Source organism: Rhizobium sp. NPDC092011 (assembly GCF_044756305.1).
Lineage (GTDB): Bacteria > Pseudomonadota > Alphaproteobacteria > Rhizobiales > Rhizobiaceae > Rhizobium.
In genome coordinates this window covers 63249-86597 of the sequence record NZ_JBIVSO010000019.1, presented here as the reverse complement: position 1 = coordinate 86597, position 23349 = coordinate 63249, and the positions used below count along the sequence as shown (strand labels likewise).

Here is a 23349-nt window from a genome sequence, read left to right as displayed (position 1 = left end):
GGGCCAACCCCGCCTGATGCTGCCAACGTCTGGCTATACGCACTCGCCACCCCGCCGGAAGACAGAGACGACGGGCCGAGCGTGATCGTCGGAGCGCCGACGGTGACGCTGTAAACGTTCGACACTCTGAAAGGTGCGCCCGTGCCGGTCGAACTGTCCGTCGCCGTGATGGTCACGTTGAACGTGCCCGATGCAGTCGGCGTGCCGGAGATAGCGCCGGTCGATGCGTTGAGCGTCAGGCCTGCCGGCAGCGAGCCGGTCATCGCATAGGCATAGGGCGCCATCCCTCCAGAGGCCGTAAGGGTCTGGCTATAGGCGGTCCCTGCGACACCGCTCGCAAGGACGCCGGAAGCTGGCGTCATCGTGATCGTCGGCGCGGACACCGTCACGCTAACAGTTGCCGGCGTGGATGTGCCGTCGGCATTGCTGGCCGTATAGGTGAAACTGTCCGATCCGCTATAGCCTGCCGCCGGCTTGTAGGTGATCGACGTGCCTGAGGCGTTGGCGGCCCCATGGCTCGCCTGCGTCGCGACCGCGACCGAGATCGCCGTTCCACCCGTAATGCTGAGGTTGATCGGATTGGTTGACGAATTCTGCGCAACTGTCGCCGTGACCGCATTCGCAACCGGCGGATTGGTGGTTACCGTCAGGCTATAGGCTATCGAGCCGGTATAGGGTCCGCTTCCCGTCGAACTGTCCGTTGCAGTGACGGTGAAGTTTGCTGTACCAGAGGCCGTCGGCGTGCCCGAAAGCACTCCGGCTGGAGACAGCGTCAGCCCCGCTGGAAGTCCGCCACTCGTCACCGCATAGGTATAGGATGTGGTGCCGCCGGAGGCTATAAGGGTCTCCCTATAGGTCGTATTGCGCGCGCCAGCCGCAAGCGTCGTTGGGCCAATGGTAATCGTCGGGGCGCTGATCGTCAGGCTATAGGCTCGCGAGCCGGTGAAGGGAGCCTCCGTACCGACAGTACTGTCCGTCGCCGTGATGGTGAAGTTGAAGGTGCCGCCCGCCGTCGGCGTGCCGGAAAGAGCACCGGTCGATGTGTTGAGTGTCAGGCCGGCTGGAAGCGAGCCCGCAGTCACCGCATAACTATAGGAACTGGTGCCGCCCGAGGCGGTAACAGTCCGACTATAGGCCGTGGCCACCGCGCCTGCGGACAGCGTCGTCGGCGCAACTGCAATCGTCGGCGCGATAATCGTCAAGCTATAGGCGTTTGAGACGGAGAAGGGGGCGCCCGTACCGGTCGAACTGTCCGTCGCCGTGATGGTCACGTTGAACGTGCCCGAGGCCGTCGGTGTGCCGGAGATAGCGCCGCCCGACGACAGCGTCAGGCCGGCCGGCAGTGAGCCGCCCGTAATTGCATAGGTGTAGGGCGCGTTGCCGCCAGAGGCCACAAAGGTTTGGCCATAGGCCATTCCTGCGGCTCCTCCCACAAGGGCGCCGGACGCCGGCGACATCGTGATCGTCGGGGCGGATACAGTCACGTTCACGGTTGCCGGCGTGGACGTGCCGGAGGCGTTTGTCGCGGTATAGGTAAAGCTGTCCGCACCGCTATAGCCCGGCGTCGGCGTATAGGTAATCGATAGGCCGGACGCCACTGCCGAGCCGTGGCTCGCCTGGGTCGCAACAGCGACCGAAGCCGCAGCGCCGCCTGACAGGCTCAGAGTAACCGGCTGGCCTGTCGAGCTTTGCGCGACCGTTGCCGATACATCTCCGGCAATCGGCAAATTGAGGAAAGTATAGCCGCCACTTAAGGTTCCCGCGCCTCCGACGGTGGTGACGACAACATCGACGGCACCGGCCGCATGGGCGGGAGTGTTGGCTGTGATCTGCGTGGCGCTGTTGACGGTGAAGCTCAAGGCCCCGGTCCCGCCGAAGGTCACGTTCGTCGCGTTGAGCATGTTCATGCCGGAAATGACGACGGATGTAGCGCCCGCCATCGCGCCGGTATTCGGGCTGACGCCCGATACAGTGGGTGCGGGAATGTAGGTGAACTGATCCGCAGTTGTCGTTGCGCTCGTCCCGCCGACCGTGGTTACACGAATATCCGCCGTGCCAGTACCAGCCGGCGCGGTCGCCGTGATCTGCGTGGCGCTGTTAATGGTGAAGCTGGAGGCGCCGATCCCGCCGAACGTGACGGCTGTCGCACCGCTGAAGCTTGTGCCGATGATCGTGACCGTTGTACCGCCCGCCGCCGGTCCAGACGTCGGACTGATCGATGTCACCGTCGGAGCCGCAACATAAGTGAACTGATCGGCGGCGGTCGTCGCGCTGGTGCCACCGATCGCGCTCACCCGGATATCCACCGCTCCCGTACCGGCAGGAGCGGTTGCCGTGATCTGCGTCGCCGAATTCACGGTGAAGCTTGTCGCTGCCGTGCCGCCGAAGGTGACGCCGGCCACGCCGCTGAAGCTTGTACCGGTGATCGTGACCGTCGTACCGCCTGCCGTAGGACCTGCAGTCGGACTGATTGATGCCACCGTCGGGGCTGGTACATAGGTGAACTGGTCAGCCGCAATTGTTGCGCTGGTGCCGCCGACCGTCGTCACGCGGATATCCACCGCTCCCGTACCGGCGGGAGCGGTTGCCGTGATCTGCGTCGCCGAATTGACCGTGAAACTGGCTGCAGCAGTTGCGCCGAAGCTGACAGCTGTCGCGCCGGCGAAATTCGATCCGGTCAGCGTGACGCTCGTACCGCCAGCTGTTGGACCTGAGGTTGGCGAAATCGCCGTCACCGTCGGAACGGCAACATAGGTGAATTGGTCGGCGGCAGACGTCGTACTCGTCCCACCTGCCGTCGTCACGCGAACATCCACCGTCCCGGAGCCTGCTGGCGCAGTCGCGGTGATTTGCGTTGCCGAGTTCACCGTGAAACTGGTTGCCGCAGTCGCTCCAAACATTATAGCGGTCGCGCCGGTGAGATTCGAGCCGGTCAGCACAATCGCTGTACCACCGGCCGTTGGGCCGGCCGCTGGGCTGATCGACGTGACAGCCGGTGCGGCCAGATAGGTAAATTGGTCTGCTGCAGACGTAGCACTCTTACCGCCCGCTGTCGTAACCTGGATGTCGACCGTTCCGGATCCGGCAGGCGCGGTTGCGGTGATCTGCGTCGCCGAGTTCACCGTGAAGGCGGTTGCCGGCGTCGCTCCGAACGTCACAGCCGATGCTCCACTGAAGTTCGTCCCGGTCACTACGATCGACGTACCCCCTGCCAATGGACCTGCCGTGGGACTGATCGACGTCACCGCCGGGGCGGTAATATAGGCGAACTGGTCTGCTGCGGATGTGATACTCGTGCCGCCCGCCGTGGTAACCCGTATATCGACTATTCCCGATCCGGCGGGCGCGGTCGCGGTGATCTGTGTTGCCGAATTCACCGTGAAGGCGGTTGCCGGCGTCGCCCCAAACATTACAGCCGTTGCTCCGCTGAAGCTCGTCCCGGTCAACACGACCATCGTGCCGCCTGCAGTTGGGCCAGCCGCAGGACTGATCGACGTCACTATCGGCGAGGAAATATAGGTGAACTGATCGGCGACAGACGTCGCGCTGGTACCACCTGCCGTCGTTACGCTGATGTCAACCGTTCCGGTCCCTGCTGGCGCGGTTGCGGTGATCTGTGTTGCCGAATTCACCGTAAAGCCTGTCGCTGCCGTTGCACCGAATTTTACTGCCGTCGCGCCGGCGAGGTTCGTCCCGGTCAGTATGACTGTCGTTCCGCCTGCCGCCGGACCGGACGCCGCACTGATCGAGGTCACCGTTGGAGGCGCGACATATGTGAAGCGATCCGCACTCGACGTCGCACTGGTACCGCCCCCAGCCGTCACCTGCACATCTACAGTTCCGGTCCCAGGAGGCGCGGTTGCCGTGATCTGCGTGTCTGAATTGCTCGTGAAGCCTGTCGCCGCCGTCGCGCCGAACTTCACCGCCGTCGCGCCGGCGAGGTTCGTCCCAGTCAGTGTGACCGACGTACCACCCGCGGTCGGGCCCGCCGAAGGCGAGATTCCTGTAATCGTCGGACCAAGCAAATTTATCTGAAGCGTGAAGGTCCGGTCGGTTCGCGAAGACCCTCCACACCCACCCATAGCGACGGAGCAGGCGCTCGCATACCACAGCGTAATCGTGTCCTGACCTGGCGATTTTACCGAGCCCAGTCTTATATCATATTCCGGGTAGTTTATCCCATCTTCGCTAACCAACGGAGTAATCGTATAGGTAGCATTTGCTGTCGAAACAACGAATGGGGTTGCAACGTTCTGGCCGGTCATTGGCGCGGAGGCTAATGTGTCCACATTCTGACCGTTATAGAGGCCCCAACGAACAGCGTCTTGAGTTACGCAAAGGCCGATCGCGCGATTTGTTGATCCCCAGTCAGGGAAAGTCACCGTCGCACTCGAATTGGATCCGGTCGTGACATCGCAGCCGGCACTTGCGGTCGCGACCATGGTCAGCAGCAAGAGGACAACAAGAAGAACGAACCTGGCGCAACAAGCCGCTCCTTCGCGAAGAAATTTCAATGCCGACAGCAATTTAGACGTACCCCTGCATTCAGAGCCGCCTCAGACCGGTCGGCTCCGCCCCAATTCTCGTGTGGCACACCCGCACCACTCACCAATCTTGCCTGTGGGCCGCAAAGCGCCGCCGCGCCGAGCCACAAGGTGCCACCGACCAGATCTACCGGCTGTTGCTAGCAATTCTCCGACATTCTCCGCAAAGCCGAATAGATAAGGGAATGAGTATCTGACCGCCTGTGCCGAGAACCGGTCTATGCGTGCCACTATTTTCGCAAAAGCGGCGGCACGGAGGGGTCGGCATCACCGACCTATGTCGATGACCCAACGGGACCACAGTTCATGCTGGCCCCTATTCTCCACATCAGGAAGCCCCTCGCCGGCATGGAATCGCATTTCTCTCGGAGTGAGACCAAACTGCTTTCGAAAGCTGCGTGCGAAAAGCTCGGGACTTGAGAAACCGTGCATCTGCGCAATTTCCGAGATTGACAGCGATTGCATAGGCCCCGTCTGCAGGGCCCGACGCGCAAGATCCAGGCGGCGTTTGCGGACATAGGATTGAAAGCCGCCAAATGGCTCGAACAGACGATAGAGTGTGCGTCTGGAAACACCGAACGCGCCGAGAGCTCCCTCCAGCGAAAGGGAGGGATCGAATATTCTGAGATCGATATATTGTCGGATGCGGGCGAGAAGCGCGGTGTCGACCGCGCTGCTAGTGTCTTCGGCAATACTTCCGTTGATCGCCGCCGCCGCAAGACCCAGCAGGGGCGCAAGCGAGGCCTGCGCCTCCCCAACGGAAAACCGAGAGAGGTTCTGCAGGTAGCAGGAAGCTGTGCTCCTCAACAGGCTGACCAGCGGGAGATTGGCATCCATCACCAGTTCATGGCTGTCGTCCGGCTGTTTGAGGAGCGGCGCCAACAGCCGCCGCGGAACGACGATATCGATATGAGAATGCGGATTGGTGGCAGTCGACATCGGCCGCGCCATGTCGAGGACATAGAGATCGCCCTTGCGAGCCGTGTAGCGTCCGTTCCAGTCCTGGCTTTCTCCGTCCATGTAGAACTGCAGCAGATAACCGTCCATCCCGTCACGGGCGATCTTATTGCGCGACCGATTGAAGCGATGCGGAGAGGCTTTCATCGCCGCAAAACCGACACCGTCGACGAGCCACGCATCCAGCCCGACGAAAAAGTCTTCATTCGAAGCGCCGGTCGGCTGGGCATCGAACAAAACGCCAATCAAGTCACGCCATAGCTCGCGCGCGACCTTTGGGGGCAGGATTCTGGTGTCGAAACTTGAGTAGGGAATGACCATTGGAAATAGAAATCTCGACTAAAACCTATCGACACTGCTCATTTCAGTGAAAAGCAGAGCGCATGAAAGACGCTAGTGTTTATAGAAAAATACATCGCAAGCAATATTGTTGATCATGGATGCCTGCCTTGGCATGATCTTGCGTCTTAGCTTGGTTCATAAAGGGAAAGGGACGGGCGCACGGAAGCAGGCGCCCACATGCCTGTCGCTTTGCACTTGAACGCGGGAGTGCGACAGCGAAGGCCGGGAACGTCTGCGGGTTGGGCACTTTTTTAGGCCCGAGACGCCAGTAATCTGGGGGGGCGGATAAAAAGTTGGACCGATTTCCTCTAGGAGGTGGCGCCACCGAGGGCGCTGCGTCGGATCCCCCCTCTGCATCAAACAGGCCATAAGATCGAATGCTTCACGATGATCACGCCGGCCCCCGCCTGAAACCAGGCGAGCGCGCAGGTGAGAAACAAGAAAAATGCGCAGATCGGCGGTCAGGAATGCAATGGATATGGTCGGGTAGCGTATTTTTATGACCTTGATCGTGATCAAGGTCGTAACAGGGCTCTCCGTTGGCACAGAACGCAACCTGTTCTGCCAACGGAGACCCTCCCATGTTCAAGATCGCATTCTTTATCTTGCTGACAGCATTCCCGGCCCATGCCGCTGAGGCAGTCGGATTTCGTCATTTCACATTGTTACAAGGCCACGACCGGACGCTCGACGTTGCCATCTGGTATCCGACGGATGCCGCCGGTACACCGATCCGGCAAGGCGAGGATGACAGCTTCGTTTTGCAGCCAGCCATCACCGACGCCGCCATCGCGCACGGAGTGCGTCCGCTTATCATTCTCTCGCATGGCTATGGCGGCAACTGGACGAACCAGGATTGGCTGGCGGTAGACCTCGTGCGTCACGGTTATATCGTGGCCGCGGCCAACCATCCCGGGACGACATCGGCCAACATGACCCCTTCCGTCGGTGCGCGCCTGTGGGAGCGTCCGCGCGATGTCTCAGCGCTTCTCGACAGGCTGACCTCCGATTCTGTCTGGTCTCCCGCCATCGACGCAAGCCGTATCGCGGCCATCGGCCATTCGCTTGGCGGCTGGACCGTTGCGGAATTGGCGGGCGGCCGCTTCGATCCCGATGCCTTCGAAAAGGACTGCCGCGACCATAAAGAACTCATTTCCTGCGCAGGCTATGCCGAACTTGGCGTGGGCAAGGATGAAACGTCGCGTCAGGCGTTGCGGCAGTCGCTGAAGGATGGACGCATCAGGGCCGGCGTGACACTCGATGCTGCTGTCACACGGGGCTTCGACCCCGAAAGCCTGGCCGCCGTCAAAATCCCGATGCTGGTGATTGCAGCCGGATCGCCCGTGCGGGATTTGCCCGCGGCGCTGGAATCTCGCCGCATGGCCAGTCTGCTGCCGGCGGCGACCACCCGTTATGTCGAGATCGGCGACGCGGTGCACTACAGCTTCCTGCCGGTCTGCGTGCCCGGCGCCGCCAGGCATTTAAGCGGTCCCAACGCGACGATCTGCAACGACAGGGGCGATCGCGAGAGCATCCACAAACGCACGATCGCGGACATTGAACGCTTTTTGGCAAAGGTGCTTCCGGCGAAGAACTAAGTGTCGCGCTCTGCATGGCGAACCGAGCGGCGATAGCCGCTCGGGTTCAGGCCCGTTACCCGCAGGAACTCGCGGTTGAAGTTGGATTTGGTGACGAATCCGGCCTCGAACATGATCGAGGTCACCGGGGCGGCGGTTTCGGCAAGCAGCCGCTGCGCCTCCTTCACACGATATTCGTTGACGATTTGCGAAACGTTGCGGCCATGGACACGGTTTACCGCGGCCGAGATGTGGCGCGCCGGGATGCTGGCCCGGCGTGCCAGCCGGTCAAGCGTCAGGTTGGGGTCGCGGTAGAGTTTGCGCTCGCGCATCAGCCTGTCGACGACGGCCAGTATCTGGGCATCGCCTTCCGGCGCGCCATTTGCGGGTCGCAAGACCTGATCTTGCGCACCAGCAACCCGATTGTCCGGTTCTTCGGGCGCACGGCTGCGGCCGGCTATGGCAGCCGCATAGCCGACGAAGATGAGCAAGACGAAATTGGCGAAACCGACGATCATTGCGGAGCCGGAATCGCCGCCAATGTCGAGCGCAATGGCGATCTCGACTGCGGCGGCGACGATAAACAGCACGCCGACGGTCACAAGCGCTCTGCTGGCGGCCGAGGCATCACCGAAACGGGCGGCGCTCAGTGTATCCGGCCCCTGTCGAGCGACCCATAGCAGGGCGCAGCCATAGCCGAAAAACAGCACGATCAGCGCCATGTCAATCGGATCGGACCAGACGAAGACCATCATCGCAACAGCAATCACCGGAGTGGCATGCAGCGAGTTCGAACGCCGGATCTTGGCATCAGGCCGGCGCAAGTCCTCGAAGCCCAGCCAGGCGAGTGGAGGCAGTGTGGCTGCCAGAATCGGCTGGAAAAAATGCGCCTGCGACCAATCGAAATTCCAGCGCAGGCCAAGAACGATCGCCTGAACAGCGCAAAGCGCCACGAACAATGACAGCGGTCGAATTGAAATGCCGTCACGGCCAACCATGCGTGTCAGCAGCACGACCAGCAGTAAAGCGGTCACAAATGGCAATGGAATTGACGGCATGATTCTTTCCGAAGGAGCGCCCGCTTGTGGGTATGAGGCAGAGGTCCGGTGCCGCATTCTGACACCTCAAGCCGCCACCTTCCCAGTCCACCTTAACCACCTTTGGACGCGTGCTCCATACCGGCGGAAGCGGTGCTCGACCCTATGGCAGAACGGCTGCCTTTCCGCCATATATGGAACATTGCCGATGTCCGTTGGTTTCGTTGTTCTAACAGAGGAGACGACCATGGCAGACAAAGAGGATGACATCGGCAAGGTTTGGGATCTGATTGAGAAGATCGGCTTCTGCATGCTCGTTACGCACACAGGCAGTGATTTGCGGGCACGACCCATGTCAGCTTATGGAGAGCGCATTGAGAACGCGATATATTTCCTGACCGATGTGGCCAGTCACAAGGATGAGGAGGTCGCCCTCCACCCTAACGTCTGCCTCGCCTTCGCGGAATCCAAGGGCCAGAAATACGTCTCTGTAACCGGCATCGCCGAGGTTCAGAACGACCGGGCGAGGATTAAGGAACTATGGGGAACGCCTGCGAAGGCATGGTGGGACAGTGCAGACGACCCATCCATCCGTGTTCTGAAGGTGACACCTGCCTTCGCGGAATATTGGAGCAGCCCCGGCACAGTGATAAGCTATATCAAGATGGCCGCGGCGGCCGTCAGTGGCTCCCGTCCGGATCTGGGCGACAATGTGAAGATCGAGATGTAGCCGCTGAATTGCAGCGAGGTGCCAACCGCCGCGTTCCTACAAACCAGGCGGCCCGGCTCAGAGCCATGAGATCAGCCTCGGACCGACGCGCGCCAAGCCTGCGCAACTGGCGAGCCCCCTTCTTTCAGGGCAAACTTCAGGCCAGCTCTGCCTCGCAAGAGGCTGCTCGAGTAACACGAGCGGTGAACGGAGCGCAGCGCTCAGCATACCTGACGCAAGCAGCCAATCACGGCGTCTCCTTGCAGCAAGACATACGCCGTTCCCTTAAGAGGCCGGTGACGCAGGGCCAACTACTCGATGGAATCCCCCGAAACCGAGGTTCCGTCGAGCATTCCCTCATTTGTCGCTATAGCGCTCCAGCATACGACGCAACTGCTTGTTCTGCTCGAGCAGCTTGGCAGACAATTGCGATCTCAGGTCGTTGATCTCGCGGTCCTGGTCAATGGCTTTGTCGAGAGGGGTCTTTCTCGCCGCTGCCGGCCGTTTTGCTGATCTCTTTCTGGCCGTCGCGGTGGCGCCATTTTGCTCCCGCACCTCGTGTGGATGGTCCTCATTCGAAACCTCCGCCGATGCATGAGCGATCGGCGCCGGTTCGGCGACGGGAAGGACAGGTGCGACCGACGAAGGCTCTTCCTGCGGGGCCGAGGCGTCGTCTGACGCATGCACGGGAGGCAAGGGATCGGCCCGGACTAGCGGATCGGGCTCACTCATCTCCGCTTCAGGAGGCTTCGGCAGCTCGCTCGCTTCGTTATCATCAACGGGAATTGCGGGAGTTGACCCTGGTGCCGCATCTGGTCCAGCCTGTGGGGCAGGGTCATGCGAGACCCGCTGCCCGCTAGGGTCAGGGGGCGGCACAACCTGATCCTCGGATTCAATGACGTCTTCCGCCTTTCGACGCGACGCAAGGCTCTTGATTAGCTGCCACGGCGATCTCATCACCCTACTCCCGACTCGTTTTCCTTGCCCTATAGTATCGAGCGGGAGACCAGGCTTGCAATGCGAGCCCGGTCATTAGTGGTGAAGTGGCGCTAAATCACTGCTCCAGGGGACCTGATTGCTATCAGGCCATACCGAGCTTTTTGCGCAGATCAGCGTTCTCTGTGCGAAGCTTTTCGGACAGTGCCTTGCGCAGCTTCTGGTTTTCTTCTTCGAGCTTGAGAAGATCCGCGAAGCCATCCGCATCGTGAGAAACTTTCTCAGCCTGCCGCGGAACTCTTTTCGCGCGCTGAGGTTTGGCCGGAGCAGCTTTCTTGGCGGCGACAGATACCTTAGCGGCCGGCGACGTGGTCGAAGGTGCGGCGACGGCGGCAGCTTTCTTGCCTGGACCGCGCGTCCTCTTTACCGGAGCACTCACCGCAGCATCGGCAACCGCCTCCGCGACGGCTTTGGGCTTGCGAGGCGCGCGCGTTCTTTTTGCTTTTGGCTTCGAAGATGCATCGGCGGACGCAATCTCCGCTACAGGTGGCATATTTGTGTCATCAGCCATGGTTAAATCCTCGGGTGCGTAAATTTGTCGACTTTACAAAGTCGTTGTCAATATGCGCGCAAGTTGTTTCGAACTTATTGACGATGATTCGATGCTTTTTTTGCCGGCGCCAAAGCCAGCCTGCCTGCATTAAGGGATTTTCGCATCGGGCCGATCAGGTTTAACGAATACATGACCTGCCAAGATCAACGCCTGGACGCCCAGCGCATGGATGGAACTCCCAAGAAGAGCGCAATGTTTTAAGTCGAGGGAAAGCCAATTGGTCAAAGGTTGACATAAGGCATCGGAAATCAGGTCGCTTGCCAATCCGATCGGCCGGCTCATCAAAGCATCAGGCAATGGATCGAGATGACCGTGATCGAAGACGGCCCCATTTTTCGTCGTTTTGCCCAATGGGGCAAAGTGGATCACCAAGCGCCGGCATCGCAGTCGGTCAACCTGATCCTCAGGGCGCGTTGCAGGCAGGTGGTTTAGACCCGGAGGCGTTTTCGGCGCAGGGATTGCACTCAGCCTATCTGCAGGAGGCAGCCTATCGGGACGTCCTTTTGCAGGAAGCCGGGCAGCAGCCGCTGCGTGAGGCGTTGGCGCAGGCGCCATGGTACGAGCTGACCACCGGAACGATGTGCCCCCGATCCCAACCAGTATCGAATGCAGCACTACGCTCAGCGTTCAACGCGCTCGCGGGGCTCTTATGGCTTCACGGAAGGAGTATCGCGAGGACCGATAACCTGCCTGGAGATACCCCCGCGGGGTGGTTCGGGAGCAATCTCGCGCTCGCTCACGACCCTGGCGACCCAAATGGCGGGAACGGCATTTGCAGTTGTCGTCGGAAATACGGCCTGCGCCGCAAAAATGGCGAGCACAACGGCAAGGAAGGCCAGAGTTAATTTTCCCATTGGAGTGCTCCTTCAGTCCTTATTGAGTTCTGCGAGACGGGCGCGGCCGGAAGCCGTGAGAACATAGGTATTGTGCGGGCCCTTTTCGAAGAGCCCGAAGTGTACGAGCGCAGTCAGGGCAACATCGAGCGCCTTCTTGATGCGCTTGGCAGTGCTGCTATGAACGGTAAGGCCCTTCTCTTTGTCGAGACGTTTTAAGCCTTGCAGAGACAAGCCGTGCGCCTCTAGCTCAGCCTCTGCCCAGTCCTTCCAAATTTCGGTGCGGTCAATACGCCCATTTGATTGCTCCATGGCTGTGACGGCCAACGCGGCAAATGTGGCTCCTACTTCAATATCGCCGATAACGCGGCTTGGTCCTGAAGGACCTGCCTTTTTCGTAAAGTCCCATGGCCTTTCACTGAGCAACTCCGTGGCGATCTTGGACCACGCGCTGGAAAACTTGCCCAAGCCCTGCATCGGTGTCACGGTCGGCTCCTAGACTGGCAATGCCGAGAATCTAGCGACAGAACATGCAGATCGCTAGCTACACTTTTTTTGGATTTGCGGCACTTTTCTTGGACACCCATTCTATCCCTGCAGCCCCCTTGAAAGAGGCGGAGAAGGGATGAATAGAGATGAACGCACCAAGCCGACGCTTCAACACCTCAGACACCGGTTCCAGCAAGAGGTCATCCAGCAACTGGAGGCTTGGCGAGACGATCAAGACTATCCTGCAGTCCCTGCTCATCGCTCTTGTTATCCGTACCGTGTTGTTCCAGCCCTTCAACATCCCGTCGGGCTCGCTGATGCCCACATTGTTTGTTGGTGACTACGTGGTGGTGTCGAAGTTCAGCTACGGTTGGTCGCGCTTTTCCGTGCCATTTATCTCCGACTACCTGCCGACCGGGCGCCTGTGGTCGTTCGCGCCCAGCCGAGGTGATGTCGCTGTGTTCAAACTGCCATCGGACGCGTCTACCGATTTGATCAAACGAGTGATCGGCCTGCCTGGAGATCGCATTCAGATGAAAGGTGGGCGCCTGTTCATCAATGGCATCATGGCACCGCGCGAAGCTGATGGTACGTTCCCGACCAAAGACGCATCGGGTCAGGTCTTTTCCGCGCCTCGATATATCGAGACGCTGCCAAATGGCGTCAAACACGACGTGATCGAGGTTGATGGCGACGCAGGTGAATACGACAATACGCCGGAATTCGTCGTTCCCTCGGGCCAATATTTCATGATGGGCGACAACCGTGACAACTCCAACGATTCCCGCATCATCGGGTCTGTGCCGTTTGAGAATTTCCTCGGCAAGGCTCAGATTATCTATTTCTCGATAGGTTCAGATCCAAACGATACGAGCGCTTCAGCGCTGAAGGTCTGGGAATGGTCTTCGGCAATACGCCTTGAGCGCTTCTTGAAGCTTATCCGCTGATGAGCGATCGGGCCTAACCCAAATGGGAACCACCTCCAACGCTTCGACCAGACGGGCGGGGTCATACACACAAGCGCCATAGCGCGGGCGACGAGCGAGATGTCAGGCAAGGAATGTCCGGCCACGGCACGTGCCGCGCGAAATATGGCAGATAGTGGACAAAATTTCTAAGATTGGGCGCAAGTAGGGTGCAGGGTTCCTCGCGATCCGATGCACGTATCGGTAGTTTCCCGCGTGACATAAATGACCGGAGACATGCATGATCCGCCTACTTATCCTCGGCACCGCCTTTGCCGCCCTTCTTGCCGGCCCGACATTGGCGCAGCAGCCGACGAAGCTGCTGAACGCCTCCTACGATGTTTCCCGCGAGCTCTTTGCCGCCGAGAACGAGGCTTTCATCAAGCAGCATCCCGGTTTCAGCATCGATCAATCGCATGCCGGGACATCCAAGCAGGCCCGCTCCATCGTCGAAGGACTGGGGGCTGATGTCGTGACCTTCAATCAGTCGACGGACATCGATTTCCTCGCCAAGAACGGATTTGTGTCGAAGGACTGGACAAAGGCCTTCCCGAACAATGCCTCTCCCTTCTATTCCTTCCCGTCATTCCTGGTGCGCGCCGGCAATCCGAAGAATATCAAGGATTGGGGCGATCTTGCACGTGACGATGTCCACGCCGTTTTCCCCAACCCGAAAACATCGGGCAATTCCCGCTATACCTATCTTGCCGCCTATGCCTGGGCGAAAGAAGCCTACAAAGGCGATCAGGGAAAGATCGAGGCCTACATCACCAAGATCTTCAACAATGTTCCGGTCTTCGATACCGGCGGCCGTGCTGCCACGACCACATTCGTCGAGCGTGAGACCGGCGACGTGCTGATCACGTTTGAGGCGGAGACCCGCGGCATCGCCAAGCAATATGGCAAGGACAAGGTCGAAAGCGTCATTCCCTCGGTGAGCCTGCTCGCGGAGTTTCCGGTCGCTGTCGTTGACAAGGTCGCTCAAAAGCACGGCACCGAGGCGCTCGCCAAGTCCTATCTGGACTTCCTCTATAGCGAAGAGGGCCAGCGGATTGCCGCCGCATTCGGCAATCGGGTTAACAATGAAAAGGTCGCGGCCGAGGTGAAGGGCCAATTCCCCGATATTCGCCTGGTCAAGGTCGACGATGTCTTCGGTGGCTGGGAAAAGGTCCAGAAGGAACATTTTGCCTCGGGCGGTACGCTCGACAAGCTTTATGGCAGCCGCTAGCTCCTGATTGGAATTCGCTTTTGATATCGCCCGGCGGACCTCGGTCCTGCCGGGCTTTGCCATAAAAGGAAGTAGCAGGTTGAAACGGAACATCCTTCCGGGATTGCCGCTGTCGCTCGGTGTCACCCTTTTTTACGTGGGGCTTATCGTCGTTCTGCCGCTGGCAGCGCTTGTCTTTAAAACGGGAAGCCTGGGCTTCGAGGACTACTGGCGTGTCGTCTCGTCTCCGCGCGCGCTTGCGAGCTATCGCGTTACGGTTTCTTCGGCTTTCGGGGCAACCGTCGTCAATCTCTTCTTCGGCTTGGCGCTTGCTTGGGTCCTGACCCGGTACCGATTTCCCGGCAGGCGCGTCTTGGATGCGATGGTCGACCTGCCTTTCGCTCTGCCGACGGCCGTTGCGGGCATCTCGTTGACGGCCTTGTTTGCCCCCAACGGCTGGTTCGGCTCCCTGCTGAGCCAGATCGGCATCAAGGTCGCGTATACTCCGCTGGGCATCGCCATCGCCATGTGCTTCACCTCGCTGCCCTTCATCGTACGCACGGTGCAGCCTGTCTTGGAGGATCTCGACCCGGCATTGGAGGAGGCGGCACAATCACTGGGTGGCTCCGACTGGGAGATTTTCCGCAAGGTGATCCTGCCGTTGCTGGCGCCAGCCCTCCTTGCCGGCATATCGCTTTCTTTCGCCCGCTGCCTCGGCGAATTCGGCGCGATCATCTTCATCGCCGGCAATCAGCCCATGTCGACAGAGATCACCTCACTGCTGATTTTCATCCGGCTGGAGGAATATGATTACGTGTCCGCCGCCGCTATCGCTTCCGTCCTGCTTCTCGCCGCTTTCGTCATGCTCGCAGTCACCAATTGGCTACAGGCGCGCGCGCTGCGCTACACGGTGAGGAACTAGCCATGAGCATTGCCCAAACACGCCGAAAGCCGCCACGCGTCGGCGATCAACCGGTCTTTCGACGCTGCCTGATCGCCATCGTGCTGATTTTTGCGGGCCTCCTCATTCTGGCTCCGCTCATCGTCATCGCTGTCGAAGCCTTTTCCAAGGGGTGGCAGGTCTATCTTGCAGCCATCACTCATCCCGATACCATCAGCGCTGTCATTCTGACGGTGCTAACGGCGCTGATTGCTGTTCCCGTCAACACGGTTTTCGGCATCGCTGCGGCCTGGGCGATCACCAAGTTCGACTTCAGGGGCAAGCGGCTTCTGCTTGTCGTGATCGAAATACCCTTCTCGGTGTCGCCGATCGTTGCGGGTGTCGCCTATCTCTTCGTCTATGGCCTGCAGGGCATATTGGGTCCAACGCTGGAAGATCATGGGATCAAGATCCTCTTCGCCGTTCCCGGCATTGTTCTCGCCTCGATGTTCGTCACCGCACCCTTCGTCGCGCGCGAGCTGATCCCGCTCATGCAGGCGCAGGGTCGCGATCTCGAGGAGGCTGCGACCTCGCTTGGAGCATCCGGCTGGCGCACCTTTTTTGCTGTCACTCTGCCGAACATAAAATGGGCGCTGCTCTATGGCGTCGTGCTTTGCAATGCGCGCGTCATGGGAGAGTTCGGGGCAGTCTCGGTCGTGTCGGGCAATATTCGCGGCGAGACCAACACCTTGCCGCTGCATATCGAACTGCTCTACCATGATTACCAGGCAGCAGGCGCATTCGCCGCCGCCTCCATCCTCGCGATCATCGCCGTCTTCACCATCATTGCCAAGGTAGCGCTGGAGCGTCAGGGCGCCGGCCGTGCTCGTGCAGTTGTCAATTCCGCAGAGAAAACATCATGAAAATTCGCCTCGAACATGTTGTCAAAACCTTCGAGACCTTTCGGGCGGTGCGAAACGTGTCGCTGACGATCGACAGCGGCGAGCTCGTCGCATTGCTCGGACCATCCGGTTCCGGCAAGACCACGATCCTGCGCATGGTCGCCGGCCTCGAATATGCCGATGGCGGCCACATCTATTTCGGTGAGCAGGATGCGACCGACATTCCGGTTCGCGACCGCGGCGTCGGCTTCGTGTTCCAGCACTACGCGCTCTTCCCGCACATGACGATCGCACAGAACATCGCCTTCGGGCTGAAGGTCTCCAAGGTGAAGCGCGAAAAGGCAGCGGTCGACGCGCGGGTCGCCGAGCTATTGCGCCTCGTTCGGCTCGACGGACTTGGCGACCGCTTCCCGGCGCAAATCTCCGGCGGCCAGCGGCAACGCGTAGCCCTTGCCCGTGCCCTGGCGGTCGATCCCAAGGTTCTGCTGCTCGACGAGCCGTTCGGAGCGCTTGATGCCAATGTTCGCCGTGATCTTCGTCGCTGGCTACGGGAAATTCATTCCGAACTCGGGATCACGACGCTGTTCGTGACGCACGATCAGGAGGAAGCGCTTGATCTCGCCGACCGCGTGGTTGTTCTCAAAGATGGTCAGATCGTTCAGCAGGGCACACCTGGCGAGGTGTGCCGAGATCCGAAATCAGCGTTCGTCATGCGCTTTCTCGGCGACACCAATGTCATTGCGGCCGATGTCCGGAACGGTACGGCGCATGTTGGCGACGTGGCGATTGAGGCATCTGGCCTGCCCAACGGCAAAGCGGAGATCCATGCTCGCCCAGCCGATCTGATCTGGTCCAACGAAGGGCCCGGGATCCCTGCCCATGTTGGCCGGGTCCTTGACCGGGTCGATGGGCGCCGCGTCTTGGTGACGACCAGAAATGAGGAACAGCTGGAATTCGACGTCGAGCCGGAGAGAGCAATCGAAGCCGGCGAGAATGGTTTTGTCCAGTTCCGCAGGGCCAAGGTTTTTCCTGCATAAGGACGAATGCTGCCGTGGTTTGGTCGCAAGCATCCGTCGATGCCCGGCCATCCGGAACCAGGCGCATTTTGCCGGCGACACGGATGGATGTTTCAATCGATGACGAGCGCAGCCAAGCAGACCTGATCACTTGCCCGCGGTCACACCCTTCGGACGGGCGGAGTGAACGGAGCAGGTTTCGACACCTCGATCGGACTGAAGGGCTGATGGAAACGAGCCGACGACATCGTCGAAAACGAGAGGCAGGAGGTTTGACTATTTGTCTGCCCATCGAACTCTCCGCGCAGGAACAGGCTCGCTGAGCGATTTAGACCATGCCGGCATGGACCGGAACTTCCGCCTCGACTGCCGAATGGCACGGATCTGATATCGCGCCTCGCCTCCTGGGCCGGCCTGAGACGCAACTGCCATTCCTGCCCACACCGACGGTCGAGATTGAATTCGTGATGGAGGCCCCTCTTTACCGAAGGCGGGCTCATCATACGTCCTACCCTCGAAAAGGGCCGGCGATCCGACAATCAGCTCGAACGCGGTGCTTGACTGGCGGTTCTTCTCATGATTTAGTTCGGTGATAGAACGAATTAATTGAGGACATCGTGAGCGATACCCAGCGCATCTCCAGAAAGTTCTCCCAGCGTGCCGTCATGGAAGCGATCGTCCAGGGCGGGCCGATTTCGCGCGCTTCGATTTCCAAGCAGACGGACCTATCCAAGCAGACAATCTCCGAGATTGTCCGTCAGCTTGAGCTGGAAGGCTGGATTAGAGAGACCGGCCGAACGTCGGGCCACATCGGCCGCACCGCCGTCACCTATGAGCTCATTCCAGACGCGGCCTATATCGCGGCCGTCGATCTCGGCGGCACCAAGGTGCGTGTCGCAATCGCCGATCTCGCCTGCCACGTCTTTGCCGAGGAAGTGGCTCCCACCGATCGCCGGGGTGGCCAGTTCGTCGTCGACCAGATTGCGGCGCTCTGCTGGCAGGCTGCTGCACGACAGAACATTCCCCGCGGCAAAATCCGCATGGCCGTGGTGGGGGCGCCCGGTGCGCCTGAACAGTCGACCGGCCGCATCCTCATGGCGCCGAACATTCCCGGTATTCAGGATATGGATGTCGCGTCGGCGCTCGAGAAGGCACTCGGTTTCGATGTCACCCTTGAAAATGACGTCAATCTTTGCGTCATCGGCGAAAACTGGCTTGGTCAGGGCCAGGGGATCGACAATCTCGCCTACATCGCCGTCGGCACCGGTATCGGCGGCGGCCTGATGGTCAACGGCCAACTTGTGCGCGGCGTTGGCAATGCCGCGGGCGAACTGGGCTTCTTGCCGTTCGGCGCAGATCCCTTCGATCCGGAATCCTTGCGCACGGGTGCCTACGAGCGCGTTGTTGCCTCGTTCGGTATCATCGAGCGTTATCGCAGGCTGGTCGGCGAGGCAGCCACCGTTCCGGAGATCTTCGAAAAGGCTGCGACCGGCGATGAGAAGGCGGCAACAGTCCTCGACGAGACGGCCAGACTTCTGGCACAGGGCATTGCCGCGATCGCTGCAATCGCCAATCCGCAGAAGGTCATCCTCGGTGGCTCGATCGGTCTGCGCGAAGAGTTGGTCGTGCGGGTGCGGAAGTTCCTGCCGCAATGCTTTCCCTATCCGGTCGAGGTCGAGACGAGCGTGCTTGGCGCGCGTGCGGCAATCGTCGGGGCAACGGCGATCGGGCTGAGCCATCTGCACAATGCACTTTTTGGCGCTGATGCGCCCGACAGCCGGATGTCTTTGCCGCCGGCCGAAACAGTGTCCTTTAAGGAGGCCGCGCGATGATTGCTGATGACCTCACCGAGCGGCTTGCCGCGGCGCTCGACCGTGACGATGCGATCGCGCTGCTGCGCGCCGCAATCGGTCGCGAGAGCATTACCGGCAATGAAGCCAATTTTGTCTCGCTGCTCCACGCGGAGATGCAGTCGCGCGCGATCGAGAATGTGCGCACAGCCGAGTTTCTCCCCGGCCGGCCCAATGTCTGGGGCGAGCGCAAGGGGGCTGGTGGTGGCAAGCGGCTGCAGTTTATCGGCCATACCGACACGGTGCATGTCGATGGATGGCGGGAGCATTGGGCTGGCACCGAGCGCGAGGATCCGTTCGGTGCGCCTGTCATCGACGGACAGATATGGGGACGCGGCTCCGGCGATCTCAAAGCCGGTATCTGCACGTCGCTGGCGGCTCTATCGCTCCTCGACAGAGCCGGCATCAAGCTCAAGGGTGACCTTGCTTTCGCTTATGTCGGCGACGAGGAAAGTGGTCAGCCCGGCACGGGCGTTTCCGCCGGCGTGAAGGATTATGTCGCTCGCATCGAGGTCGGCGAAGTCGCCAGGCCGGATTTTGTCGTCTACACCGAGCCAACCCGTCTTACGGTCTATCCCGCCCAGATCGGCTTTTTCATCGCCGACATCACCATAACAGGCAAATCGGCCTATTTCGGCGTGCCGGAGCTTGGCAAGGATGCGCTGAAGGCAAGCCATGCCGTCATGTCGGCGCTATGGAATCATTCCGACGAAATCTCGGCGCGAGCAGAGCATCCGCTGATCGGACGCGGCTTCCTGTTGATTACTGGGCTTACCGGTGGCGGCTTCATTGCCGTGCCCGAGGAGTGCACGCTGTCGCTGATCCGCAAACTGCTTCCCGGTGAATCCCTCGACGATGCAGCGACGGAGATGGAGGCGGTCATTCGGGGTGCAATCACTGATCCCGACATCAAGGTGGCGATTAGCTATCCGGCCGGCCGCGACCACAGGATTGGCGGTTCGGCAGCCGAGATCGATCCGGATATGCCTGCGGTGTCGATGCTCTGCGCCTCTGTCGCCCAGGCAATGGCTGGTCGCGGCGAGCTTCAAGGCGCACCGTTCTGGTCGGAAACACCGTTCTTCGTCAACCGGCTTGCCATTCCGGCCGTCTATTGCGCGCCGGGCGACATCCGCAACTGCCACACATTCGAAGAACATGTCGAGATTGACGAATACCTCGCTGGAATAGTCGCCGTCGCCAGCTTCATGGCGCGCTATTGCGGCGTGGCGGAATAAAGAGAGTAGAATCAACAAAGTAAAAAGGGAACGTGACGATGCTAATGAGGAAAATGTTAAGTGCAGCGCTTCTAGCCAGCGCCTTGATTGCCGCACCCATGCTTGCACAGGCCGAGACTGTCGGGCCGTCAGGCGAAACCGCCACGAAGAGCGCCGAAGTCAAGCTCTCCGATGCGGATCTCGCCAAGCTCAAGGGCAAAGGCTACAAGGCGGCCTTGCTCTGGCACACGTCGTCGGATTTCACCAGCGCCGTTTCAGCCGGTGCCAAGGACGAATTTGCCAAGGCTGGCGTAGACATAGCCGTCACCACGGATGCCGGCTTTGACGCGGCCAAGCAGCGTAGCGACATCGAAACCGCACTCGCCGCCAAGCCGAACGTCATTTTGGCATTGCCACTCGATCCCACCACCTCAGCGGAAGCGTTCCGGCAGGCGGTGAAGGATGGCACCAAGCTCGTCTTCCTCTCCAATGTGCCGGCAGGCTACAAGTACGACGTCGATTATGCCGCGATTGCGACCGACGACCTCTTCCAGATGGGCAAGCAGGCAGCGGACGCTCTTGCGGCGGCCATCGGCAAGAAGGGCAAGGTCGGTTACATCTTCCACGACGCGACCTATTATGTGACCAACCAGCGTGACCAGGCTTTCAAATCGACGATCGAGAAGGATTATCCCGATATCAAGATCGTCGCCGAGCAGGGGATTTCCGATCCGGCTCGCGCGGAAGAACTTGCGAACGCCATGCTCCTGCAGCATCCCGATCTCGATGGCATCTACGTGACCTGGGCGGAGCCGGCCGACGGCGTTCTGGCCGCCCTGCGCGGCGCCGGTAATAAGCACACCAAGATCGTCACGCTCGACCTTTCGGAGCCAGTCGGCCTCGACATGGTCAAGGGGGGCAATGTCACCGCGATCGTCGCCGACAAGGCCTATGAGCTTGGCCGCGTTATGGCTGCAGCCGGAATGAAGTCGCTGATCGGCGAAAAGACGCCCCCATTCATCGTGGCGCCTGCCCTGACCGTAACCAAGGCCAATGTCGCCGAGGGTTGGAAGGACTCACTCAATCGCGATGCGCCGCAGTCGGTTCTCGACGCTGCAAAGTGATTGCATCGGCCGGCGGCACCGTCGCCGCCGGCTCCTCGGCACATTTTTTTCGGAGTAACCCGATGCGCATGTTTTCCATTGCTGCACTCAGCCTTGCAGCAGCCTTCGTCTCTAGCCCTGCCTTTGCGGCCGACGGCCAGACATCCGGTCCGCACGGTGAAAAGCCTGCACCGGCTGCCAGCTACAGCCTAACGCCTGCTGAAGAACAGAAGATCAAAGACGGTCATTTCTCCGCAGCCCTCGTCTGGCACGAGATGAGCGAATATACGACGGCCGTCAATGCCGGTGCTCGAGACGAATTCAAGCGTCTGGGCATCGAGGTGATCGCCGAGACCAATGCCGGCTTCGACGCTGCGCGGCAGAAATCCGACATCGAGACCGTGCTTGCCAAGAAGCCATCGATCATCCTGTCGCTGCCTGTCGATCCCGCAACTGCGGCCAATGTCTATGATCCGGCACTCAAGGCCGGCGTCAAGCTCGGTTTCGTCGACAATTCGCCTGCCGGCTATGTGCAGGGCAAGGATTACGTGACCATCGTCTCCGATGATCTTTTCCAGATGGGGCAGAAGGCCGGCGTCGCGATGGCGACAGCCCTGGGGAAGAAGGGCAAGGTCGGCTATATCTTCCACGATGCCGATTTCTATGTGACCAACCAGCGCGACCAGGCCTTCAAGAAGACCATCGAGCAGGACTATCCTGACATGAAGATCGTCGCGGAGCAGGGCATGGCCGATCCGGCGCGTGCCGAGGAGATCGCCCAGGCGCTCGTGACGCAGCATCCGGACCTCGACGGCATCTATGTCACCTGGGCAGAGCCTGCGCTTAGCGTGCTTTCGACGCTGCGCGCCGCGGGCAACACCCATACGAAGATCGTTGCGCTCGACCTCAACGAACCGGCAGCTCTCGATATGGTCAAGGGCGGCAATGTTGCGGCGCTGGTTGCAGACGAGGCCTACAATATCGGCGTAACCGCAGCGCGGGCGACCGCCGGATCGCTGGTCGGCAAGCAGGCAGCTCCATTCCTGGTGGTCGATTCACTCGCCGTTACCAAGGATGGCGTCAAGGAAGGCTGGCAGAAATCGCTTCACAAGGATGTGCCGGCAAGCATTGCCGCCGCTTTGAACTAATGCATGGCGGCAGGCTTGTCCTGCCGTTTCATCCCGCTCGGAAGAACCGATTTGTCTATCGCTAGTAAAACAGGCGCAACGGCCATGCCCATGAAAAGCCGCATCAATCTTCAACAGTATGTCGTCTATTTCGGCTTCGTCGCAATCTTCCTGTTCTTCGCCGTCGTGCTGAAGGACAGCGGCTTTCTGACGGCCCGGAACCTTTCCAATATCGTCCTGCAGACCGCACCTGTGACGATCATGGCGATCGGACTGGTGTTCGTGTTGTCGGCGGGCGAGATCGACCTCTCCATTGGCTCGATCGTTGCTGTATCGGCATTGACGGCTGCCGTCGTCATCGGAAACTATGGCATGGTGCCCGGAATTCTCGCCGGATTGGGCGCCGGCCTGGCGATCGGCTTTGCCAATGGCATCCTGGTTGCCTATGTGCGACTGCCGTCCTTTCTCGTCACGCTCGCGACCATGGGACTCTTTGCAGGTGTCGCCCGGTCGCTGACCAATCTCCGCTCGGTACCCGTGACCGATGAGATGTTCACCGGCTTCTTCGGCTCAGGAGCGCTATTCGGCATTCCGTCGCTGATCTGGTGGACTGTCCTCGCGATCATCGTCGGCCATGTCATCTATCGTGAAACCCGCTTCGGGGCGCATGTGCTTGCGGTGGGTGACAATGCCCGCGCGGCCAGCGTTTCCGGTATCAAGGTGGCACGCATTCGCCTGACGGTCATGATGTTGAGCGGCGGTCTCGCCGGTCTTGCCGGGCTGCTCTACGCCGGCCGCCTGCAGGCCGCCAAATACACGCTCGGCGAAACCGATCTGATGACGGTCATTGCCGCCGTCATCGTTGGCGGCACGCTGCTGAACGGCGGCAAGGGCTCGATCGTCGGCGCACTTGTCGGCTCGCTGATGATGGGAATGCTCAATAACGGCCTGATCCTCATGGGACTTTCGGTGTCCGACCAGATGATCGTCCGCGGTTTCATTATTCTTGCGGCGGTCGCCGTGTCGCTGCGCGAAAAGCAGCGCTGAA

At 60.2% G+C, this 23349-nt stretch carries 19 protein-coding genes; 12 read left to right on the top strand and 7 right to left on the bottom strand.

What is annotated here, in order from left to right; genetic code table 11:
* Positions 1 to 4025 (bottom strand): IPT/TIG domain-containing protein (locus ACIQJ2_RS34625; protein WP_400676545.1); only part of this gene is annotated, 4025 nt, incomplete at its 3' end.
* 786 nt (positions 4026 to 4811) lie between these two features.
* The gene (locus tag ACIQJ2_RS34620; RefSeq protein ID WP_400676547.1) at positions 4812 to 5822 is read right to left on the bottom strand and encodes an AraC family transcriptional regulator; all 1011 of its coding nucleotides are present in this window, start codon (positions 5820 to 5822) and stop codon (positions 4812 to 4814) included.
* Between the two features lie 602 nt (positions 5823 to 6424).
* Here ACIQJ2_RS34620 and ACIQJ2_RS34615 point away from each other — a divergent pair.
* Positions 6425 to 7441 carry an alpha/beta hydrolase family protein gene (locus ACIQJ2_RS34615; RefSeq protein ID WP_400676549.1) on the top strand — a complete coding sequence of 339 codons (1017 nt, stop codon included), beginning with the start codon at positions 6425 to 6427 and terminating at the stop codon, positions 7439 to 7441.
* Here ACIQJ2_RS34615 and ACIQJ2_RS34610 read toward each other — a convergent pair.
* Positions 7438 to 8478 (bottom strand): helix-turn-helix domain-containing protein, encoded by a 1041-nt coding sequence (locus ACIQJ2_RS34610; RefSeq protein WP_400676551.1) that lies wholly within the window; start codon positions 8476 to 8478, stop codon positions 7438 to 7440. The two genes, ACIQJ2_RS34615 and ACIQJ2_RS34610, sit on opposite strands and share 4 nt — an antisense overlap.
* Before the next feature lie 226 nt (positions 8479 to 8704).
* On the opposite strand from ACIQJ2_RS34610, the gene ACIQJ2_RS34605 reads away from it, so the two are divergent.
* The gene (locus tag ACIQJ2_RS34605; protein WP_400676553.1) at positions 8705 to 9187 is read left to right on the top strand and encodes a pyridoxamine 5'-phosphate oxidase family protein; all 483 of its coding nucleotides are present in this window, start codon (positions 8705 to 8707) and stop codon (positions 9185 to 9187) included.
* Positions 9188 to 9523: 336 nt separating this feature from the next.
* On the opposite strand, the gene ACIQJ2_RS34600 is transcribed toward ACIQJ2_RS34605, so the two are convergent.
* The 4 genes from ACIQJ2_RS34600 to ACIQJ2_RS34585 form a co-directional block, all read right to left on the bottom strand.
* Positions 9524 to 9898 (bottom strand): hypothetical protein, encoded by a 375-nt coding sequence (locus tag ACIQJ2_RS34600; protein ID WP_400676555.1) that lies wholly within the window; start codon positions 9896 to 9898, stop codon positions 9524 to 9526.
* Between the two features lie 349 nt (positions 9899 to 10247).
* Entirely contained in the window at positions 10248 to 10673 is a 426-nt protein-coding gene (locus tag ACIQJ2_RS34595; protein WP_400676557.1) for a hypothetical protein, read from the bottom strand.
* Positions 10674 to 11362: 689 nt separating this feature from the next.
* On the bottom strand, positions 11363 to 11569 hold the full coding sequence (locus ACIQJ2_RS34590; protein ID WP_400676559.1) for a hypothetical protein: 207 nt from the start codon (positions 11567 to 11569) through the stop codon (positions 11363 to 11365).
* 12 nt (positions 11570 to 11581) lie between these two features.
* Complete coding sequence (locus tag ACIQJ2_RS34585; RefSeq protein ID WP_400676561.1) at positions 11582 to 12034, bottom strand: hypothetical protein; 453 nt, start codon at positions 12032 to 12034, stop codon at positions 11582 to 11584.
* A 149-nt stretch (positions 12035 to 12183) separates the two neighbouring features.
* On the opposite strand from ACIQJ2_RS34585, the gene lepB reads away from it, so the two are divergent.
* From lepB to ACIQJ2_RS34535, 10 genes are all read left to right on the top strand, one after another.
* Complete coding sequence (gene lepB / locus ACIQJ2_RS34580) at positions 12184 to 12984, top strand: signal peptidase I (RefSeq protein WP_400676563.1); 801 nt, start codon at positions 12184 to 12186, stop codon at positions 12982 to 12984.
* Between the two features lie 259 nt (positions 12985 to 13243).
* Positions 13244 to 14230 carry a thiosulfate ABC transporter substrate-binding protein CysP gene (cysP, locus tag ACIQJ2_RS34575; protein WP_400676565.1) on the top strand — a complete coding sequence of 329 codons (987 nt, stop codon included), beginning with the start codon at positions 13244 to 13246 and terminating at the stop codon, positions 14228 to 14230.
* A gap of 79 nt (positions 14231 to 14309) precedes the next feature.
* On the top strand, positions 14310 to 15131 hold the full coding sequence (gene cysT / locus ACIQJ2_RS34570) for a sulfate ABC transporter permease subunit CysT (protein ID WP_400676567.1): 822 nt from the start codon (positions 14310 to 14312) through the stop codon (positions 15129 to 15131).
* Between the two features lie 2 nt (positions 15132 to 15133).
* Positions 15134 to 16012 (top strand): sulfate ABC transporter permease subunit CysW, encoded by an 879-nt coding sequence (gene cysW, locus ACIQJ2_RS34565; protein WP_400676569.1) that lies wholly within the window; start codon positions 15134 to 15136, stop codon positions 16010 to 16012.
* Positions 16009 to 17028, top strand: coding sequence for a sulfate/molybdate ABC transporter ATP-binding protein (locus tag ACIQJ2_RS34560; RefSeq protein WP_400676571.1), 1020 nt, complete (start codon positions 16009 to 16011; stop codon positions 17026 to 17028). The genes cysW and ACIQJ2_RS34560 overlap by 4 nt, the downstream gene beginning before the upstream one ends.
* A gap of 596 nt (positions 17029 to 17624) precedes the next feature.
* On the top strand, positions 17625 to 18839 hold the full coding sequence (locus ACIQJ2_RS34555; RefSeq protein WP_400676573.1) for an ROK family transcriptional regulator: 1215 nt from the start codon (positions 17625 to 17627) through the stop codon (positions 18837 to 18839).
* Positions 18836 to 20092 carry a M20 family metallopeptidase gene (locus ACIQJ2_RS34550; protein ID WP_400676575.1) on the top strand — a complete coding sequence of 419 codons (1257 nt, stop codon included), beginning with the start codon at positions 18836 to 18838 and terminating at the stop codon, positions 20090 to 20092. The genes ACIQJ2_RS34555 and ACIQJ2_RS34550 overlap by 4 nt, the downstream gene beginning before the upstream one ends.
* Before the next feature lie 38 nt (positions 20093 to 20130).
* The gene (locus ACIQJ2_RS34545; RefSeq protein WP_400676577.1) at positions 20131 to 21195 is read left to right on the top strand and encodes a substrate-binding domain-containing protein; all 1065 of its coding nucleotides are present in this window, start codon (positions 20131 to 20133) and stop codon (positions 21193 to 21195) included.
* Between the two features lie 62 nt (positions 21196 to 21257).
* Positions 21258 to 22322, top strand: coding sequence for a substrate-binding domain-containing protein (locus tag ACIQJ2_RS34540; protein ID WP_400676579.1), 1065 nt, complete (start codon positions 21258 to 21260; stop codon positions 22320 to 22322).
* A gap of 84 nt (positions 22323 to 22406) precedes the next feature.
* Complete coding sequence (locus ACIQJ2_RS34535; protein WP_400676581.1) at positions 22407 to 23348, top strand: ABC transporter permease; 942 nt, start codon at positions 22407 to 22409, stop codon at positions 23346 to 23348.
* Position 23349 lies beyond the last annotated feature (1 nt).

Bases quoted from the DNA above. Each gene is read 5' to 3' on its own strand.
- ACIQJ2_RS34540 (WP_400676579.1), top strand. From the start codon at position 21,258: ATGCGCATGTTTTCCATTGCTGCACTCAGCCTTGCAGCAGCCTTCGTC.
- ACIQJ2_RS34605 (WP_400676553.1), top strand. From the start codon at position 8,705: ATGGCAGACAAAGAGGATGACATCGGCAAGGTTTGGGATCTGATTGAG.
- ACIQJ2_RS34610 (WP_400676551.1), bottom strand. From the start codon at position 8,478: ATGCCGTCAATTCCATTGCCATTTGTGACCGCTTTACTGCTGGTCGTG.
- ACIQJ2_RS34600 (WP_400676555.1), bottom strand. From the start codon at position 9,898: ATGAGTGAGCCCGATCCGCTAGTCCGGGCCGATCCCTTGCCTCCCGTG.
- ACIQJ2_RS34590 (WP_400676559.1), bottom strand. From the start codon at position 11,569: ATGGGAAAATTAACTCTGGCCTTCCTTGCCGTTGTGCTCGCCATTTTT.
- ACIQJ2_RS34545 (WP_400676577.1), top strand. From the start codon at position 20,131: ATGCTAATGAGGAAAATGTTAAGTGCAGCGCTTCTAGCCAGCGCCTTG.
- cysP (WP_400676565.1), top strand. From the start codon at position 13,244: ATGATCCGCCTACTTATCCTCGGCACCGCCTTTGCCGCCCTTCTTGCC.
- ACIQJ2_RS34535 (WP_400676581.1), top strand. From the start codon at position 22,407: ATGCCCATGAAAAGCCGCATCAATCTTCAACAGTATGTCGTCTATTTC.
- ACIQJ2_RS34615 (WP_400676549.1), top strand. From the start codon at position 6,425: ATGTTCAAGATCGCATTCTTTATCTTGCTGACAGCATTCCCGGCCCAT.
- cysW (WP_400676569.1), top strand. From the start codon at position 15,134: ATGAGCATTGCCCAAACACGCCGAAAGCCGCCACGCGTCGGCGATCAA.
- ACIQJ2_RS34550 (WP_400676575.1), top strand. From the start codon at position 18,836: ATGATTGCTGATGACCTCACCGAGCGGCTTGCCGCGGCGCTCGACCGT.
- ACIQJ2_RS34560 (WP_400676571.1), top strand. From the start codon at position 16,009: ATGAAAATTCGCCTCGAACATGTTGTCAAAACCTTCGAGACCTTTCGG.
- lepB (WP_400676563.1), top strand. From the start codon at position 12,184: ATGAACGCACCAAGCCGACGCTTCAACACCTCAGACACCGGTTCCAGC.
- ACIQJ2_RS34620 (WP_400676547.1), bottom strand. From the start codon at position 5,822: ATGGTCATTCCCTACTCAAGTTTCGACACCAGAATCCTGCCCCCAAAG.
- ACIQJ2_RS34595 (WP_400676557.1), bottom strand. From the start codon at position 10,673: ATGGCTGATGACACAAATATGCCACCTGTAGCGGAGATTGCGTCCGCC.